This is a genomic window from Algoriphagus sp. PAP.12, from assembly GCF_026652115.1.
Classification (GTDB): Bacteria; Bacteroidota; Bacteroidia; order Cytophagales; family Cyclobacteriaceae; genus Algoriphagus.
Genome location: NZ_JAPPSQ010000003.1, coordinates 215,432 through 231,784, shown reverse-complemented (window position 1 = coordinate 231,784; position 16,353 = coordinate 215,432). Strand labels below are relative to the sequence as shown.

The following is a 16,353-nucleotide window of genomic DNA, read 5'->3' as shown; positions in this document are numbered from 1 at the left end:
GTTTCATAGTTTAGGAGGGAACAACAAGTACATTACCGGTGTAACGATTCTGGATAACAAGGTGCTACTGATCAATCCTCCGATAAGAACGATTGCCAGTGGCGAAATCAAAGGGTTGGTACTCAGTGCGATTGGGATTAATCCACCGATCGCTGTAATGGTTGTGAGTACTATGGGTAAGAAACGTAATTCCCCGGCTTCCCGGATTGCTTCTACCAGTCCTTTTCCTTCTTGTCTCAATTGATTGGTAAAGTCCACCAATAGGATGGAGGTCTTCACTTCAATGCCTGCCAATGCAATTAGGCCGACAATAGCTACAAATGAGAGCGAGTTTCCAGTAATCCAAAGAGCGGTTAATGCGCCTACCATTCCCAATGGTATGACAGAGAGTACGATAATTGTGCTCTTAAAGGTTTTGAAAAGCAAAATTAATACAGCGATAAAGAGGAAAACTGTGACGATAATCACTGTGTTGAAACCGGCAAAGGATTCCTGTCTTGTTTCGTATTCTCCTCCCATGGTATAGTTGTATCCTTGTGGAAATGAGAATTCCTCCATTTGGGAAATCACATCATTCAATACGTTGTCTACCAAGAAATTAGAGTCTACAAAGGCTGTAACAGAGACCGTTCTTGCTTTATTATAATGGTCAATAGCCAAGGTTGAACTTTCCAGTTCTAGGCTTGCAATCTGATCCAATGGGATTCCTACTCCCTGCATGGAGTTGACATAAAGCCCTTTGAAGTTCTCCAAACTTGCTTTTTCTACCCGAGGAGTTGATAATACAATGTTCCTTTCATCTCCTTTCAAATCAGTGAATTTCCCCAAATCCAATCCTGCAATGGCCATTCTGACGGTTCTGTCGATATCGACTATGCCAACTCCCAACTGACGCGCCTTTTGTTTTTGAATGGCAACTCGAATATCAGTCTTCAAATTTGCGACAGGATTGTTTACATAAATCGTTCCTTCGGTCTGTTGTAGGAGTGTTTCCACTTTTGCAGCCAAAGTCCGTAAACTGTCCAAATTTTCACCACTTAACCGAACCTCGATTGGAGCAGTGACTGGAGGGCCTTGCTCGAAATTCTTGATTTCTATTTTAGCTCCCGGGTAGTTTGCAAACTTGGCCTGAAGCTGTGAAATGACATCCATTTTATCCGGTGGGGAAGTTTCGGGGTCTAGCTGGACATAAATCTGAGCATAGTCTGTACGTTCGTTCTCTGGATTTTCATTGTAATAGATTCGTGGATTCCCTTTACCGACATTGGTTGCGAAATTTTTCAACTGAGGCAATTCGATAATCTCTTTCTCTACTTCTTGGGTGACCAAATCCGTTGTCTTTAAGCTAGACTGAAGAGGAGTAGTGATGTTTACTAAAAACTGAGGTTTTTCTGAGGCTGGGAAAAGGCTAAATCCAATGATTGGAAATAGCATTAAGGAGGCTATGAAAATACCAAAGGCGATCAATAATGTTCTTTTTGGCATTTTTAGAGCTTTTTCCAATACAGGAGCATAGCTCATATGGATTCCTTTTTGGAAAATATCCAATACTTTGTTTCCATGTCCTGCGTGATCTTTGAGCAATCTAGAGGATAGGAATGGAATGATGGTCAAGGAGACTAACATGGAGGCCAAAACACTCATGATTACAGCAGTAGGAAGACTTCGGATAAAATCTCCTGATCCTTCAGGGAGGAACACCAATGGCAAAAAGGCGATGATCAAGGTAACGGTACATCCCACAACTGAAATAGAAATCTGTTTGGTTGCCTTTAGTGCCGCTTCCTGTTTGCTGTGTCCCTCTCTAATCCATCGCTCGATATTTTCAACTACCACAATACTATCATCCACCAAAAGACCAAGCGCTACCACCAACCCTACAATTGAAAGTTGGTTTAGACCGTAACCCAGCGCATTGAGTAAGACCAAGCCAATGGACAAGGAAAGTGGAATGGAGATCATCACAATCAGGGAAGCTCTATTTCCCAATGGAAGAAGCGTGATAAATACAAGGCCGATAGCTATGAGAAAATCAACTCCTAGGCCTCCCAAACGTCTATTTACATAATCACCCTGATCAAATGAGACAACAAAATCAATGTTCTGGGGCACTTCACTTTTGAATTCTTCCAAAGAGATCAAGTACTTTTCTTGTACCGAACTGATATTGTTTCCCTCTTTCATGGCTGCAGTCACAAATACAGATCGATAGCCGTTCAGCCTTGTCAAATGTTTGCTTTCATCAAAATCAGGATAAACTGAAGCTACATCTTTGAGAGCAACATTTTGGCCTGCAGCACTGAAAATAATAGTTTCACCGATTTCCTCGGCGCTGCTATAGTTTCCACTGGTTTTGATGTTGAAAGTTTTGGTTCCAGCATCGATGCTACCGCCTGGAATATTTGCCAATTCACTCTGAATATTTCCTATGATTGCATTGAGAGGAATTTTCATTTCCGCAATACGATCCAGTTTCAAATCAACTCTTACGATTTGATCCGGGATGCCGTGGATTTCAACTTTCTTGAGTTCAGTGATTTTTTCCAATTGATCCTGAAGCCTTTCCGCTTCTTCCATCAAGGCTTCTTCTGATGCATTTTCACTGATTAGGGCCAATTGGAGCACATTGACATCGGATGGGCTTACTTTGTTTACATCGATGGAATAGATATCCTCTGGTAGATCGGAGCGTAAAAGGTTGATTTCACGGACCAATTCCTGGTATTTTTCACTGACATCTTCCTCGTAATTGTATTCGACCATCATGACAGCTACTCCGTCTTTGATCTCAGTTTTGATTCGTTTGATGTCCTCGAGTTCATAGATGACTTTCTCCATGGGATCCACTACCAGTTCCTCCATATCTTCAGGACTGGCACCAGGATAAATGACGATAATGGGATACATGGGGGCTTCCAGCATAGGATCTTCCGATCTAGGCATACTGAAAAAGGTAGTAGTCCCCAAAGCCACAATCATCAAAAATATGATCAGCGTGAACTGATAGTTTTTGACTGAAAAATCTGAAATCTTCATAGCCTATTGAATTTGGATTGGAGAATTGTCAGATAAATAAGCAGAACCCGAAACGATCAATTGATCAAAGTTTTCCAAGCCAGAAAGTACTTGGACAGTTTGATTAGAGATTCTTCCTAATTGAACTGGAACTCGGCTTGCTTGATCATTTTTACCCACGACAAAGACATATCCTTGATCTCCTTGTGCATCAAATAGAGATGCGTAAGGGATTTCCCAGCCCTCTGATTGCTTAGATGGATATATTTCAGACCTTGCAAAAAGCCCGGAAGCCAAAACATTTTTTGGAGGGTTTTGGATTTGGATTTCCACCCACCAAGAACCAGAGTAGGGGTCAGCAGCTCTACTTTTACGAACGACCTCTCCGATGAAGGTTTGCTCAGAAGAAGTTTCTAAAAATACTTGAGAAGAGTCTCCCTCTTGAATCAATGCCCAATTGACATCATTGACATTTGCTTTGAAGATCCAGGGACTATCCTGTGCACCATTGATTTGGAATACAGGAGTTCCAGGTCCCACTTGCTGCCCATTATTGGCAAATTTTCTGAGAACATAGCCATTTTGATTGGCTCTGATTTGGGAATATTCCAGATTAAATTCTACAGAATTGTATTGTTCCTGAGCAATCTGTAGAGCTGTTTCACTGTTTTGAAATTGCTCTAAGGTTGCCACTGAGTCTGTATAAAGGCGATTAGCTCTGTCATGATCTCGTTTGGCTTTATCCAATGCTAGTTTTGCCTGATTGAGCCCTGCTTGAACTTCAGTCAAATCTAAAGAAGCTAAGAGTTGTCCTTTTCTAACTGGATCACCTTCTTGCACATAAGTTTTGGAAATAATACCTCCTGTTTTGAAGGAAAGGACTGTTTCGTCATTGGTGGTGAAGTTTCCACTTGCCGAAATAGGACTGGACAAATCCGATTTATTCAATTTTAAAACTGTAACCGGAACAGGGTTTCCTTTCTTTGGAATGCTGGTTTTTTCTTCACTGGAAGTACAGGAGATTCCAATCAAAAGGATAAAAAGAAATGGTAAAGTGTATGGGTATGTCTTCATGATCAGTAGTTATCAATCGTGAGTTGTCTTTCTAATTTAGTTTGGGAAATCAGCAAGCTGTAAGTGTTGATCGTTTGCTGTAGAGATGCCTGAGTGTATTGATTTCTGGCATCTATAAATTCAATTAAAGAATTGGCTCCTTCTCGGAATCCTCTATCCACCAATCGGAGGTAAGCTTCTGATGAACTCAATTTCTTTTCTGAGGATTTGAGAGCTGCTTGGCTACTGATGACGGCATTTTTTGCCATTCGTAGGTTCATGGAAAGCTTATTTTCCAATTGATTTTTCTGAAGATTACTTGCTTCCAAATTCAATTCAGATTGTCGGATTTGTTGTTGATTTCTTCCTCCGTGGAAAATTGGAAAGTTCAGATTCAGACCAAAAAATGCATAAGCAGAGCTTTGAGTGCTGAATTCAAAATTGAAAGCTTGACTACCTAAATCCGCAAATGTATTGATTCTCGGAACCCAATATCGTTTGCTTTGTAGGAGTGAGGTCTCCCGGATTTGTTGGTAGGTAGAAAATTGAATCAGTTCTGGACGAGTATCCAAATTGTCCTCAATCAAAAGTGCTTGTAAATGAGCTTGATCTATATCTTGTGATTCATAAATTACTTCTGAATCTAAAGGCTTATTGAGCAAGAAATTGAGATAATAAGATGCATTGAGCCTTCTGTTTTCAGCCTCTATCATCAATGCTCGGATGTTTTCCACTTCACTTTCTGCCCTTAGAACTGATGCTGGTAGCCCTTTTCCATTTTCCAGGAGTGACTGATTGTCTTTGAGGTTTCTTTGGACCAGTTCTTCCGAGCTTTCCAAGACCTCGATGGCCTTAAATGCTGTACAATAATTGTAATAGGCAGTTTTGATGTCCTCAATCAAGGTTGCTCGATAGATTTCCAAATCCAGTTCAGAAACGATTACCTGCTGTTCTCGAATTTCTTTTTGGAAATGCAGGTCAGGATTTACCACTGGGAGGGTAATTCGAAATCTTGCATCATAGAAATTATTGGGAAGAAACTGCTCGGAAACATTCTGAACCAGCGGGAATCGGTCCGAGGCTGTCAAATCATTCAATGTGGAATACACATCATTGAGCAGATCACCAATAGGGAGCTGGATACTTCTTCCACCTTTGGAAAGATTGTATGTTGCTCCAAAATCTACTGCAGGTAAGAAATACGATTTTGCGGTTTCCAAAGCGAGTAAGCTTTGCTCCAGAGAAATATTCTTCTCCTGCAAGCTGAGATTGTTCTCTATTCCTTCAGCAACATAAGTCTCCAACACATTTTGACTGAAAACGGAAAGGGGGAGGAGAGTGAAAAAAATAGAGGTTAAAATAAATTTTTGACTCATAATTATAACACCGTGATAAAATTAAACACTGTTTAATGACTGGTTAAAAAAATATTAGAGCTTGTCTAATATTTTAAATAGGGACTGTAGTCCTAGGTTTACTATTTGATCTTTGTCTTCAAAATCAATCACTTCGCATCTTTTACGGATATTCAAAGAAACCATCCCATGCACAGTTGACCAAATCATATAGGAGAGTGGCTCGACATCATGGCCTTTAAAGTATCCTTGATCAATGCATTGTAAAATCGTTTGCCGAAGTGTGTCAAATGCCCCGGCACCTTCTTTCCAATCACAATGTTCTTGGTCATAGATATGATCTATGGGAGCTTCTTTGATGAACATAAGATCATACATATCAGGGTTTTCCATAGCGAACCTTATATAAATACTTCCCATGGCTTTTAGCCTTTCCATTGGATTTTGGACTGAGCCAAGGACTTGCATTTTTTCTCCTAAAGCATGAAAACCTCCCTGATGTAAAGCATGGAAAATCTCATTTTTATCCCTGAAATAATGGTATATACTTCCAGGACTATATTCAATTAAATCTGCAATATTTCGAATAGAAGTTTTTTCAACACCTTTCTCCAAAAAAAGTTTTCTTGCTGCTTCGAGAATGGACGCTCTGAGTTCTTCTTTCTCTCTTTCTTTTCTATCAGCTATTCCCATGATAAATTTTGTGAACGGTCAAATTTAATTAAACACTGTTCAATAAAACAAATGGTTGTAAAAAAAATATATAAAAAGCTGAGAAATAATGGAATGGGTAAAAAAAAGAGGGGCAAGGCCCCCTCTTTAGAATTATGCAGTTAATTGAGATTCAATCAAACCTTTCCATTTTTTGGCCAGGACTCTTTCTCCTGCCAAATCGGAAAACATGTTTCCATCATATATTTCCAATGTTTTGGAAGGCTCTTTGGAATCCTTAGGGTGAAATTGAAGAGCTAGGTAATCCACAATGGTTCTTTTTTCTTTATTGACTTGAACATGGTGAAACTTCTCCTGTACGCTCACTTTATTATAATCTTCTAGATTTAGTACGGTTTGGGTTGGATAATGTCCATATCGGCAATACAGCAGCTTTTTATTTGTGCTGTCAATCCCAAGCTGATAATGGTTTCTCCAGCGTTCACTTTTTTCTGGATGTGTATGACTTTCTTCGCTGAGAGCTTCAAAATTCACATCCTGTTCATGTTTATAGTTTTTGATTTTATAGGAATGAATAGCAAATGGGGCTACAAAGCCACTGAAATAAAATGAGGACACGATCAGTGCCGCAGAATCAATAGTTATCATATATATACTTGTTAAATGGTTTAAATACTGTTTATCAAAAGATTAAACAGCCCATTTACCAGGTATAAAAAAATTGGATGAAAGTGATTTTGACATCAAAAAGCGCGTGGCTTTTTGGAGGAATTTGATTCCAAACAGATCCTAAAACTTGCTCTAGTGGATGAAATGACCAATTTGAATTCAATTTTCCAAAAGTATTCCAGTCAATTTTGAACTTAGGAATCTCCAACTCTGCATCTAAAACAAATGCCAAGGGATTGGAAATCGCAGTTGTCAGTGATTCATGCACTGAGGTTTCAATGTGATCTAATCCTTGTCCATTAACCGGATTAAAGGTAAGTAAAGCTACCAGACCAAAGATCCAGCTCAAGGAAAGAACAGAAATTGATAGCTTTTTATACATTTTAGAAAAGAAACCTTCTAGAATTTTCGTGATTATAAACGAAAATGTCAATAGGAAAGGTTATTTATTTTTTATGTCAAATACTTCAGACTTATCCAAGCCATGGAGATTCTCGATATTCTTCCAAGGAATTGAAGGAAAGGATATTACAGTCATGGTCAATTCTCCGTCATTGATAAATACTTCTGCGGAATGAGCGTCAAAGAAGACTCTTATACTTTTAGCTTCCCAATCCATTTTGGTTGATATTTTCTTCCCGAAGTCATCATTGAAATCAGTTATTCCTGATTGGGTCCTGTCTATGATAAACTCATCTCCATCTTTTGAGAAAGCCAGTTTTTCTCCCTTTTCATTGGTGACTTCAAATCCAAAATCTGTTGAATTGGATATTTCAGCATGAAATTCAAATGACTGAGAAGGCAAGGGAATTATTCCATCATTTGCTTGGATAGGGGCTGACCTGAGAGCTTTAAGCTCAGGAACTGGAATAGATTTCAACTTCAATCTACCATTTGCTTCAAATAGCTCTAATTCCCTTGGAATAGTCATCGCAGAGCGCCAGGATTCTGTTGGAACGACTTGAGCATATTGCCAATTGCTCATCCAGCCAATGAAAAGAGGATTGGTTCTATTCTCTGGTAAATTCGACCAAGTGACTCCAGCGTAATTGTCTGTCCCCCAATCTATCCATTGCTCTTGCTCCTCATCAGGAGTAAATGTTTTTCCATCAAAATCCCCAATAAAATATTGGGTTGCTGATCCTTTTTGTGGTCCACCAGGGTTGATGCTGACAAACAAAATCCACTTTTTATCTCCATTTGGAGCAGTCATCGGAATGAGGTCTGGACATTCCCAAACGCCTCCATGTGCGCCAATTGTTTGTCCAAACTCACTCAGCAAGCTCCAGTTTTTTAAATCAGAAGATTCATAAAATTGGATACGGTCTTTTACAGCCAAAGTCATCAACCAGACCTTTTCTCCATTGACATTGGTAATCCTACTGACTTTTGGATCTCTAAAATCGCGGATCCCTTGATTAGGTAAGACAGGGTTTCCATCATATTTGGTCCATGTTTTTCCTTTATCAGTAGAAAATGCAATTCCTTGACTTTGGTAGTCATCATTTCCGGCTCTCTCTGATTCCATATCATGATATGTGAAAATGGCAACTAATGGAGGGTTTTCTGTGGTTCCCAGTCCAGAACTGTTTTCTGCATCAAATACCGCACTTCCTGAGAAAATATAACCAAGAGAATCGGGGTAGAGTCCGATATTTTCATGATTCCAGCTGACCAAATCCTGCGAAGTAGCATGACCCCAATGCATGGGACCCCAAACAGTACTGTCTGGATAGTATTGATAAAAAAGATGATAGATTCCATCTTGATAAACCAAACCATTTGGGTCATTCATCCATCCAAAAGGAGGAGTGAAATGATAATCCGGGCGGTATTTCTCATTGGTTGATTCTGTGAAAGTGATTTCTTCTTTTTTATCGCATGAAAAGATCGAAGCGATTAAAAGAAGTGAGAAAAACAGTCTAAAATAAGCTTGAGAAAGATTTTTCATTGGGTAATGAGTTTTGTTAATTGGATGGGGTCTGTCTCGGATTTCATCTGAAGTGCTACTTGAGAAGCTTTTACTTTATAATTCGAATTTGTATAAAAATCCATTAAGTCAGATTCAAACTTCTCTTCTTTCATTTGATGAATGGAAGAGCCTAAGGGACCTAGGCCTCTTTCATTTATGAGTCTATTCCAGAAATATTGATCTATAATATGTGGTATTATGAATTGCACGCATCCAGACAGCGCTGCATAATGAGTGGTGCCAGACCCGCCATGGTGGATCATGCCATATAGCTGAGGCAAAACCCAGTCATAGGGTATTTGGTCTACATAAAAAATCGACTCTGGACTGTTTTCTACTTTACTCAAGCCACCCCAAGAAAGATTAATGATTGCTGGGATTTGATGAGCCACCAAGGCATCGATAATCATTTGGGAGTGCTCTTTAGGTTTGGGATTACTCATCGATCCAAAAGTGACCAAAATAGCCTTTGGATGATTGGCTAACCATTCTGTCAATTCCGGTGCTGGTTGATAGTCTTTTTGTTGATTTCGTTGATAAAAACCCACTAAATGAGCCGAATTGGGCCAATTTTTAGGTTTAGGAAACAATCTGGGAGAGATGGTGTATAGTGTTTCTAATTCTGTCTTTTCGAACTTTGCTAAGTTTTTGAATTCTTTTCCTGAACCTTTAAAATCCTCTAAATACTTTTTCCAATATTTCTTAAGAACCATATGTCTTGCTCTATTGACTAATCCGAAACTGTTGAAATTCCATTTTTCAGAAAACTTCCATTTAGCCAGGCCAATGTGAGAAAACTGATAGGTTGGATGTGTAATGCAAGGAATAGGAGTCAAAAGAAAATAGCGAGTGGGATCTACCAATGCAGCCAAATAGCAATACAATGCTTTAGAATGAAAGAGTACCTTATCAGGGGTAAATGTTTGGATGGCTTGTCTTTGTTGATCTTGGATGATTCCCTGAATTTTGAATGAATCTTTGACTAAATTGAAATAGCCTTTTAACTGACTCAATCCGCCGCCTCCACCCATGACTTTTTTTCCACTCTGACTTTCTAATAATTCAAGAAACCGCCTATCAAAACCCAAGAAGCCATATCCAAGTTTTTCAACTGTATCCTTGAATTGTTCAGGAAATAGGCAAAGGATATCATGACCGAATTGAGATAATAGTTCTGCTTGTGCTAAAAATGGCTCAATATCACCTCGGGTTCCTAATGAAATCAGAAGGATTTTCATGATAATTTTTCTTTCATTTCGGGTTATTGTAGCTTTAGGACTTAATCTAGTTTTTGTTTTTTGTAAATCCTTCTTTAGAAGAAGGATTTCTTGTAAGAATCTAATTCATATCCAATGAAGGGAATTATTTTGGCAGGTGGGTCTGGTACAAGGCTATATCCATTGACAATTTCTGTAAGCAAGCAGCTTATGCCTGTTTATGATAAACCCATGATATATTATCCGCTGTCCGTTTTGATGATGGCTGGAATTACTGAAATCTTGATCATTACCACCCCAGATGATTCCGAAGCTTTTCAAAAATTATTGGGTGATGGCTCACAAGTCGGATGTAAGTTTGAATACGCAGTTCAGCCATCTCCTGATGGATTAGCTCAGGCATTTATCATTGGTGAAGAGTTTATCGGTAATGATAAGGTGGCTTTGATTCTCGGAGATAATATCTTCTACGGTTCAGGTCTTCACAGAACCCTTTCTGAGAATACAGATCCTGAAGGAGGGGTTGTTTTTGCTTATCATGTCAATGATCCTGAGCGGTATGGTGTGGTAGAATTTGATGAAGATCAGAAAGCGATCAGCATTGAGGAAAAGCCAACTGAACCAAAGTCAAATTATGCAGTTCCTGGATTGTATTTTTATGACAATAGGGTAGTTGAAATTGCCAAAAATATCAAACCAAGCCCAAGAGGTGAGTTGGAGATCACCGATATCAACAATGAATATCTCAAAATGGGAGCTTTGCAAGTGGCTATCTTGAATAGGGGAACAGCTTGGTTGGATACAGGAACTCATCAGTCTTTACTTCAGGCAGCCCAATTCGTTGAGGTGATAGAAGAACGTCAAGGATTAAAAATAGGCTGTATTGAAGAGGTAGCTTACAGAAGTGGTTTTATTGGGAAAGAAAAACTTTTGGAAGCTGCTGATAAATTAGGAAAAAGCGGCTATGGTGTATACCTAAGAAGATTGATTGGTTAGAATTAATTCTGAACCATTAAAACATAAAAAAGGCTCAAATTTTGAATTTTGAGCCTTTTCTTTTATACATAATAGTCATCTTCCCAGAGCCTGAAACCTCCCTTGAAGGCATTTTGATTGGTCCCCAAACGGCAACCTTCTGGTACTTCTGTAAGTAATTTGGAGTTTCCTCCACCTAATACGATATCTTCAGGTTGAAAAGCATCAGCAAAGATCTCAATAGTCTTGAAAACGTGCTTTTCCCATCGTTTTTGACCATTATTGAATAGATAGGGCTTTCCAATATAGCTTTCGAATGTCGATTTTTTATAAGGAAGGTGTCCTCCCTCAATAGGAATAATTGTTTTATTGATGACAATAGAAGTTCCTAGGCCTGTTCCAAGTCCCAAAAACAATAGCTTTTTTCCTTCAAAACTTCCTAAAGCCTGCATAGCAGCATCATTGATAATTTTGATCGGGCAATTGAAAGCAGCCTGAAAATCGAAATTGGTCCATCCGGAACCCATATTTACAGGCTCATTGATGATTTTATTGTGTTTTACTACTCCTGGAAATCCAATGGTAATTGCATCGTATTCCCATTCGGAAGCATGTTCCTTTACCAAAGGAACCATTTGTTCAGGGGAAAAATCAGAACCTGAAGGGATTTTAATTCGCTCAGGCTGCCCAGTTGCTAAAATTTTCACATTGGAACCTCCAATATCAATTACGAGAATTTTTTTATTGAATTCTTTCATCCGAATGAAGTAGGTCTTTTACCAAAGACCGAAAATTGGTTTTAATCCATTAATAATTCGAAACTATAAAAATTAAGGCAAAAAGCCTTCGGCTCCTTGCCCTAAATCAGATAAAAGTATAAGAAATTAACTCTGAAGAAATGAAAAAACTTAGATCGAAACCAATTTAAAATGGTAATTCTGGTGTTCCTGTTTATTCCAGGAAATTTCATTTCTCAAATGATAAAATGCCTCTAATAAGGATGCATTGGAAATTTTCCCAACATCTACAGCATTGAAGCCTGACACTTCAATCAAACGTTTGACACGTAATTTCTCAGGAACATCATCCCCACAGAAATAAGTCTCTTTGATTACACCTAATACATCTGATTGTGGGTAATCCAGACCCAAATTATTGTAAGCTTTAAAGAGGTGAGCTTTTGGAGCAGCTTTTTTAATCAATTGTGTGTTTCCATTGCTTAGCTTTTTATCAAACTTGGCATTGGTACAGTCAATGATCATTTTACCTTCAGTATCTGTATTTTTTAGTGCTACCCATATTTCAGGTAAGTAGCCGTTTTCAGCACAGATGAGTATAAAGTCAGACTGAATGATTGCAGATTCATAAGGACAGATTCGATGATGTAATCTATTCATTATTTTCCATTCAGCTTCTTCAGTATCAAAATCAGGTCTAACGCCAAATACTACATTAAGTCCAGCATTGATAAACCTTTTGCCGAGGGCCTTCGCTAAAGATGTCCCTCCAAGAATTCCAATCTTCATAGTTTTTAAGTTTTATGAAAGAACTCGTGGGTGAAGGGAAGTAAATTAAAACTTCCAATAACTCACATAAAACATTGAAAACTAGAGTTTTGAATAGTTATTTCAAAATTTTATTTTGAAAATATTGTGGTTTTAATGCACGAACCATAAAACCTACTGCAAAGTCCAAAATTAATATTTTGAAATGCACTGATTGGAAAATGGAAATTTTTAAGGTTAAGCGAGAAATTGACTTTTGATTTGGTTTTTAGCTCTTTTGAGCAAATTATTGCACCATGAAATATATTTTTACATTAATATTCCATCCTTGGCATGGATAGCTGCAGGAAGGTCTTTTTCACCCATTATTTCTCTTAAATCAATTTCAATAGTCCTGCAAAGGGACATCATAGGAATGTCATTTGCCATGCCCTGAAAAGGGTTTTCAGAATAGTCACCTACGATTTCCATCATGACATAAATCCAACCTATCAATGTCGTGAGTGGAACAGAAAGCCAAAACCTCCAGTTTTCGATTTTTATTAGTTCGGGGATCATCCCAAAAGGCAATAGAAATATAAAAATGGCTACAAAATACCTGCTCATATTAGCATATTGACGAGGTAGTGGGAATTTTTTGATTCGCTCGTTTTTGCCCTGCAATTCATAGAAGGTTCTCAACACTTTCTCCATTTCCATATGCCTAAAGTCATTCAACAGGCCTTGTTCCCTTAACTTGACTAAGTCTCGAGATTGTTCATTGACTATTTGAGTCGCGGTATTTTGGGCCTTGACTAAAGCCTCATATTCATTGGGAGGTAGGAATTGTTTCAGATTGGTCCCAGTATCATCACCATGCAATATACCTACGCCGAAATTCCTTTGATAGTATTCTGCTGACTTACCTATATGCCCGGATTGGCTGACATGCTCCCAAGAAGTTGGGACTAATAGTTGACTTCTGTGTGCATATAGCCATCCGATATGTCTATATATCAATCGCTTTTTGATTTCCTTTAGTTGATTTTCCGATTGAGGATTATCCGTAAACTGATTTGTGACGAAACTGTCAACCATCATTCCCCAAGTTCTGCTGTCATTGACAATTCCACCCCAGATCTTTCTAGCTTCCCACATTCTATCATAGGCCTGATTGTTTTTGAAACCCACATAAAATGCCACTGCAGTACCGATCACGGAAATTGGAAGCCATGGAATAACCATATCCAATATCTTGTAATGATATCCTGCCGCTACAGCCCCTGTAAATGCCAAAAGCCATACAATATGATGGCCAGACATCCTCATCAGGGTCGAAAATTTGATATCTTTAGTAACTAACATAAATCGATCTCCTTAAAAATTAATTGAATTATTAAAGTAAATATTGTTTTCACTAATTCAAATTTGGGCTGATTTGTTCACCTTAATAATTGAGATACAACCTTTCTAATCGCTATATTCTATTCTATGAAATCTACCTTTTCTTTAGTTATCCTTCTTTTTTGTGTCAGTTTTTTCTCTTATTCCCAAGAATTCAAATGGTTTAAAGAAAGTCCCGAAATGATGGCTGCATTGGAGGGGAGAGGATGGGATGATATTGGTTTTAACCGGCTACCTGTTTCGGCTGAAGAGCAAGTAAGAAAACCTGTCTGGAATTTGTCGAGGCAAACTGCTGGATTGGTTTTAAGGTTTTCTACCAGTAGTGAAGAGATCAAAGTAAATTATGAAGTAACCGGAAACCTGAATATGTACCATATGCCAACTACGGGAGTTTCAGGATTGGACTTATATACCAAAGATGAAAATGGAAATTGGCTTTGGATCAAAGGGAATTACAATTTTGCTGATTCAGTCAAAGCAAGTTTCAAACTTGATAATCCCGATAAGGATACAAAAGAGTTTTATCTGTTTTTCCCTCTTTACAATGGGGTGAAAAGCATGGAAATAGGAGTGAAGGACCAAGCTGAATTTGCTTTCTTATCAAAAAGGGTTGAAAAACCAATTTTGGTTTATGGGACATCCATTGCTCAAGGGGCATGTGCATCACGACCAGGAATGGCTTGGACTGGGATTTTAGAACGAGATTTGGATTACCCTGTAATTAATTTGGCTTTTTCTGGTAATGGAAGAATGGAAAAGGAGGTAGTTGACTTGGTCAATGAGATAGATGCTGGCTTATTTGTAATTGACTGCTTGCCTAACCTTGGGCCTGGTCTTGGTCTAACTATGGATGTAATCCAGGAAAAATACTTATATGCAGTAAAGGCAATTCGTCAAAAGCATCCTGAAATTCCAATTCTCTTAACTGAGCATGCGGGATATTCTGATGGTTTGGTAAATGAAGAGAAGGCAGTTATTTATGAAGACCTAAATCTCATGTTAAAGGAAACCTATCAGCTCTTGGAAACCTCAGGAGTAAAGGGAGTTTATTATCTGACAAAAGAGGAGATCAATTTAAGTGTAGACGATTTTGTGGACGGAACTCACCCTAATGATCTGGGGATGTACCGATACGCTAAAGCTTATGAGAAGAAATTGAAGGAGATTATGAATAAATGATTTCAGAAATCAATTAATAATTATTTCTTAAAACCAAATCTAATGTTCTGAATGTGAGATGTTTAAGGGTGTGATTATCAGTTCAATTTCATTTTCAGGGTTCCTTTGGTATTAATATTATAAAAAGAATCCCTTTCAAACAGATAGTTTTGTTAATCGCTAGTCCAAAAATGGATCAAATTAGGTACCCTTTTAAATACTAATACAATATGAAATTCAGAATTCTTTTAATCTTACTTTTTTGCTCAACACTCGGAGTAAGCCAGGCTCAGAAAAAATCAAAACGCCCTAAAAACATCATTTTGATGGTCGGTGATGGAATGGGTGTAGCACAAATTTATGCCGGAATGACTGGTAATTTTGGTCATCTAAATCTGGAGGAATTTCCAGTGGTGGGCTTTCATAAGAACCAATCCAGTGATTCTTATGTCACTGATTCAGCCGCTGGGGCTACCGCTTTTTCCTGCGGTGTAAAATCATACAATGGAGCAATTGGTGTTGATCCAGAAGGGAATCCTGTTCCAACAATCCTAGAAATTGCCGAAGAAAATGGATTAGCCACAGGGTTGGTTGCTACTTGTGCCATTACTCATGCCACTCCAGCAAGTTTTATTGCTCATCAGGCAAATAGATCCATGGAGGAGGAGATTGCAATGGATTTCCTTTCAACAGATGTGGATGTTTTTATTGGGGGAGGAAGAAAATTCTTCATTGATAGAAAAGACAATTTGAATTTGGTTGATTCATTGAAAATGAGAGGCTATCAAATCGCCAATTCTATCGACGAAGTAGAAGCAGTTGAATCTGGAAAACTCGCAGCGTTTCTTGCTGATGTGCAGCAGCCAAAATATTCCGAAGGTAGAGGAGATCAATTGGTGAAGTCAACTGAAACAGCCTTGAATTTGTTGAAAACCAATAAGAAAGGCATGTTTCTGATGATCGAGGGTTCTCAAATTGATTGGGGAGGTCACTCTAATGATACCCAATACATCGTGGATGAAATGATTGATTTTGACAATGCAATTGGAAAGGTATTGGAGTTTGCCAAGAAAGATAAAAACACATTGGTGATCATAACAGCAGATCATGAAACTGGAGGATTCACGATTAATAAAGGAAGTACCGAAATGGGTGTGGTAGAAGGAAAATTTACCACTGGTAGCCATACGGGGGTGATGATTCCAGTGTTCGCTTATGGTCCTGGTTCTGAAGATTTTGCAGGGATCTACGAAAACAATGAGATTTTCAACAAAATGCTGAAGGCATATAAGTTTTAACAGAAAAATTAACCAAAATTTAAAAGCCATTGATCCTGAATCGATGGCTTTTTATTTGCCTCTCCAACATAAAATACACAC

Annotated in this window: 14 protein-coding genes; 3 read left to right on the top strand and 11 right to left on the bottom strand. The window is 38.3% G+C overall.

All coding sequences use genetic code 11. The features are described 5' to 3' along the window. Positions 1–3: 3 nt before the first annotated feature. The 8 genes from O0V13_RS05955 to O0V13_RS05920 form a co-directional block, all read right to left on the bottom strand. Positions 4–3,036: an efflux RND transporter permease subunit gene (locus O0V13_RS05955; RefSeq protein WP_268034077.1), complete on the bottom strand. Its 3,033-nt coding sequence runs from the start codon at positions 3,034–3,036 to the stop codon at positions 4–6. Positions 3,037–3,039: 3 nt separating this feature from the next. After that, the gene (locus O0V13_RS05950; RefSeq protein WP_268034076.1) at positions 3,040–4,089 is read right to left on the bottom strand and encodes an efflux RND transporter periplasmic adaptor subunit; all 1,050 of its coding nucleotides are present in this window, start codon (positions 4,087–4,089) and stop codon (positions 3,040–3,042) included. Between the two features lie 2 nt (positions 4,090–4,091). Next, positions 4,092–5,444, bottom strand: a complete 1,353-nt coding sequence (locus tag O0V13_RS05945; RefSeq protein WP_268034075.1) for a TolC family protein — start codon at positions 5,442–5,444, stop codon at positions 4,092–4,094. Positions 5,445–5,498: 54 nt separating this feature from the next. Then, on the bottom strand, positions 5,499–6,116 hold the full coding sequence (locus O0V13_RS05940; protein WP_268034074.1) for a TetR/AcrR family transcriptional regulator: 618 nt from the start codon (positions 6,114–6,116) through the stop codon (positions 5,499–5,501). Between the two features lie 132 nt (positions 6,117–6,248). Continuing rightward, entirely contained in the window at positions 6,249–6,743 is a 495-nt protein-coding gene (locus O0V13_RS05935) for a hypothetical protein (protein WP_268034073.1), read from the bottom strand. Positions 6,744–6,798: 55 nt separating this feature from the next. Further along, on the bottom strand, positions 6,799–7,146 hold the full coding sequence (locus tag O0V13_RS05930; protein ID WP_268034072.1) for a hypothetical protein: 348 nt from the start codon (positions 7,144–7,146) through the stop codon (positions 6,799–6,801). Positions 7,147–7,206: 60 nt separating this feature from the next. Beyond that, on the bottom strand, positions 7,207–8,715 hold the full coding sequence (locus O0V13_RS05925; protein ID WP_268034071.1) for a glycoside hydrolase family 32 protein: 1,509 nt from the start codon (positions 8,713–8,715) through the stop codon (positions 7,207–7,209). After that, positions 8,712–9,974, bottom strand: a complete 1,263-nt coding sequence (locus O0V13_RS05920) for a glycosyltransferase (protein WP_268034070.1) — start codon at positions 9,972–9,974, stop codon at positions 8,712–8,714. The genes O0V13_RS05925 and O0V13_RS05920 overlap by 4 nt, the downstream gene beginning before the upstream one ends. 114 nt (positions 9,975–10,088) lie before the next feature. Between O0V13_RS05920 and rfbA the strand changes: the two genes are divergently transcribed. Next, on the top strand, positions 10,089–10,949 hold the full coding sequence (rfbA, locus tag O0V13_RS05915) for a glucose-1-phosphate thymidylyltransferase RfbA (protein ID WP_268034069.1): 861 nt from the start codon (positions 10,089–10,091) through the stop codon (positions 10,947–10,949). A 62-nt stretch (positions 10,950–11,011) separates the two neighbouring features. On the opposite strand, the gene O0V13_RS05910 is transcribed toward rfbA, so the two are convergent. The 3 genes from O0V13_RS05910 to O0V13_RS05900 form a co-directional block, all read right to left on the bottom strand. Next, on the bottom strand, positions 11,012–11,686 hold the full coding sequence (locus tag O0V13_RS05910; protein ID WP_268034068.1) for an ROK family protein: 675 nt from the start codon (positions 11,684–11,686) through the stop codon (positions 11,012–11,014). A gap of 150 nt (positions 11,687–11,836) precedes the next feature. Beyond that, positions 11,837–12,454: an NADPH-dependent F420 reductase gene (locus O0V13_RS05905; protein ID WP_268034067.1), complete on the bottom strand. Its 618-nt coding sequence runs from the start codon at positions 12,452–12,454 to the stop codon at positions 11,837–11,839. A 288-nt stretch (positions 12,455–12,742) separates the two neighbouring features. Next, positions 12,743–13,777: a bestrophin family protein gene (locus O0V13_RS05900; protein WP_268034066.1), complete on the bottom strand. Its 1,035-nt coding sequence runs from the start codon at positions 13,775–13,777 to the stop codon at positions 12,743–12,745. A 126-nt stretch (positions 13,778–13,903) separates the two neighbouring features. Between O0V13_RS05900 and O0V13_RS05895 the strand changes: the two genes are divergently transcribed. Beyond that, a complete protein-coding gene (locus tag O0V13_RS05895) occupies positions 13,904–14,995 on the top strand; it encodes an SGNH/GDSL hydrolase family protein (RefSeq protein ID WP_268034065.1) in 1,092 nt (363 codons plus the stop codon). 209 nt (positions 14,996–15,204) lie between these two features. Then, positions 15,205–16,272: an alkaline phosphatase gene (locus tag O0V13_RS05890; RefSeq protein WP_268034064.1), complete on the top strand. Its 1,068-nt coding sequence runs from the start codon at positions 15,205–15,207 to the stop codon at positions 16,270–16,272. Positions 16,273–16,353: the final 81 nt, after the last annotated feature.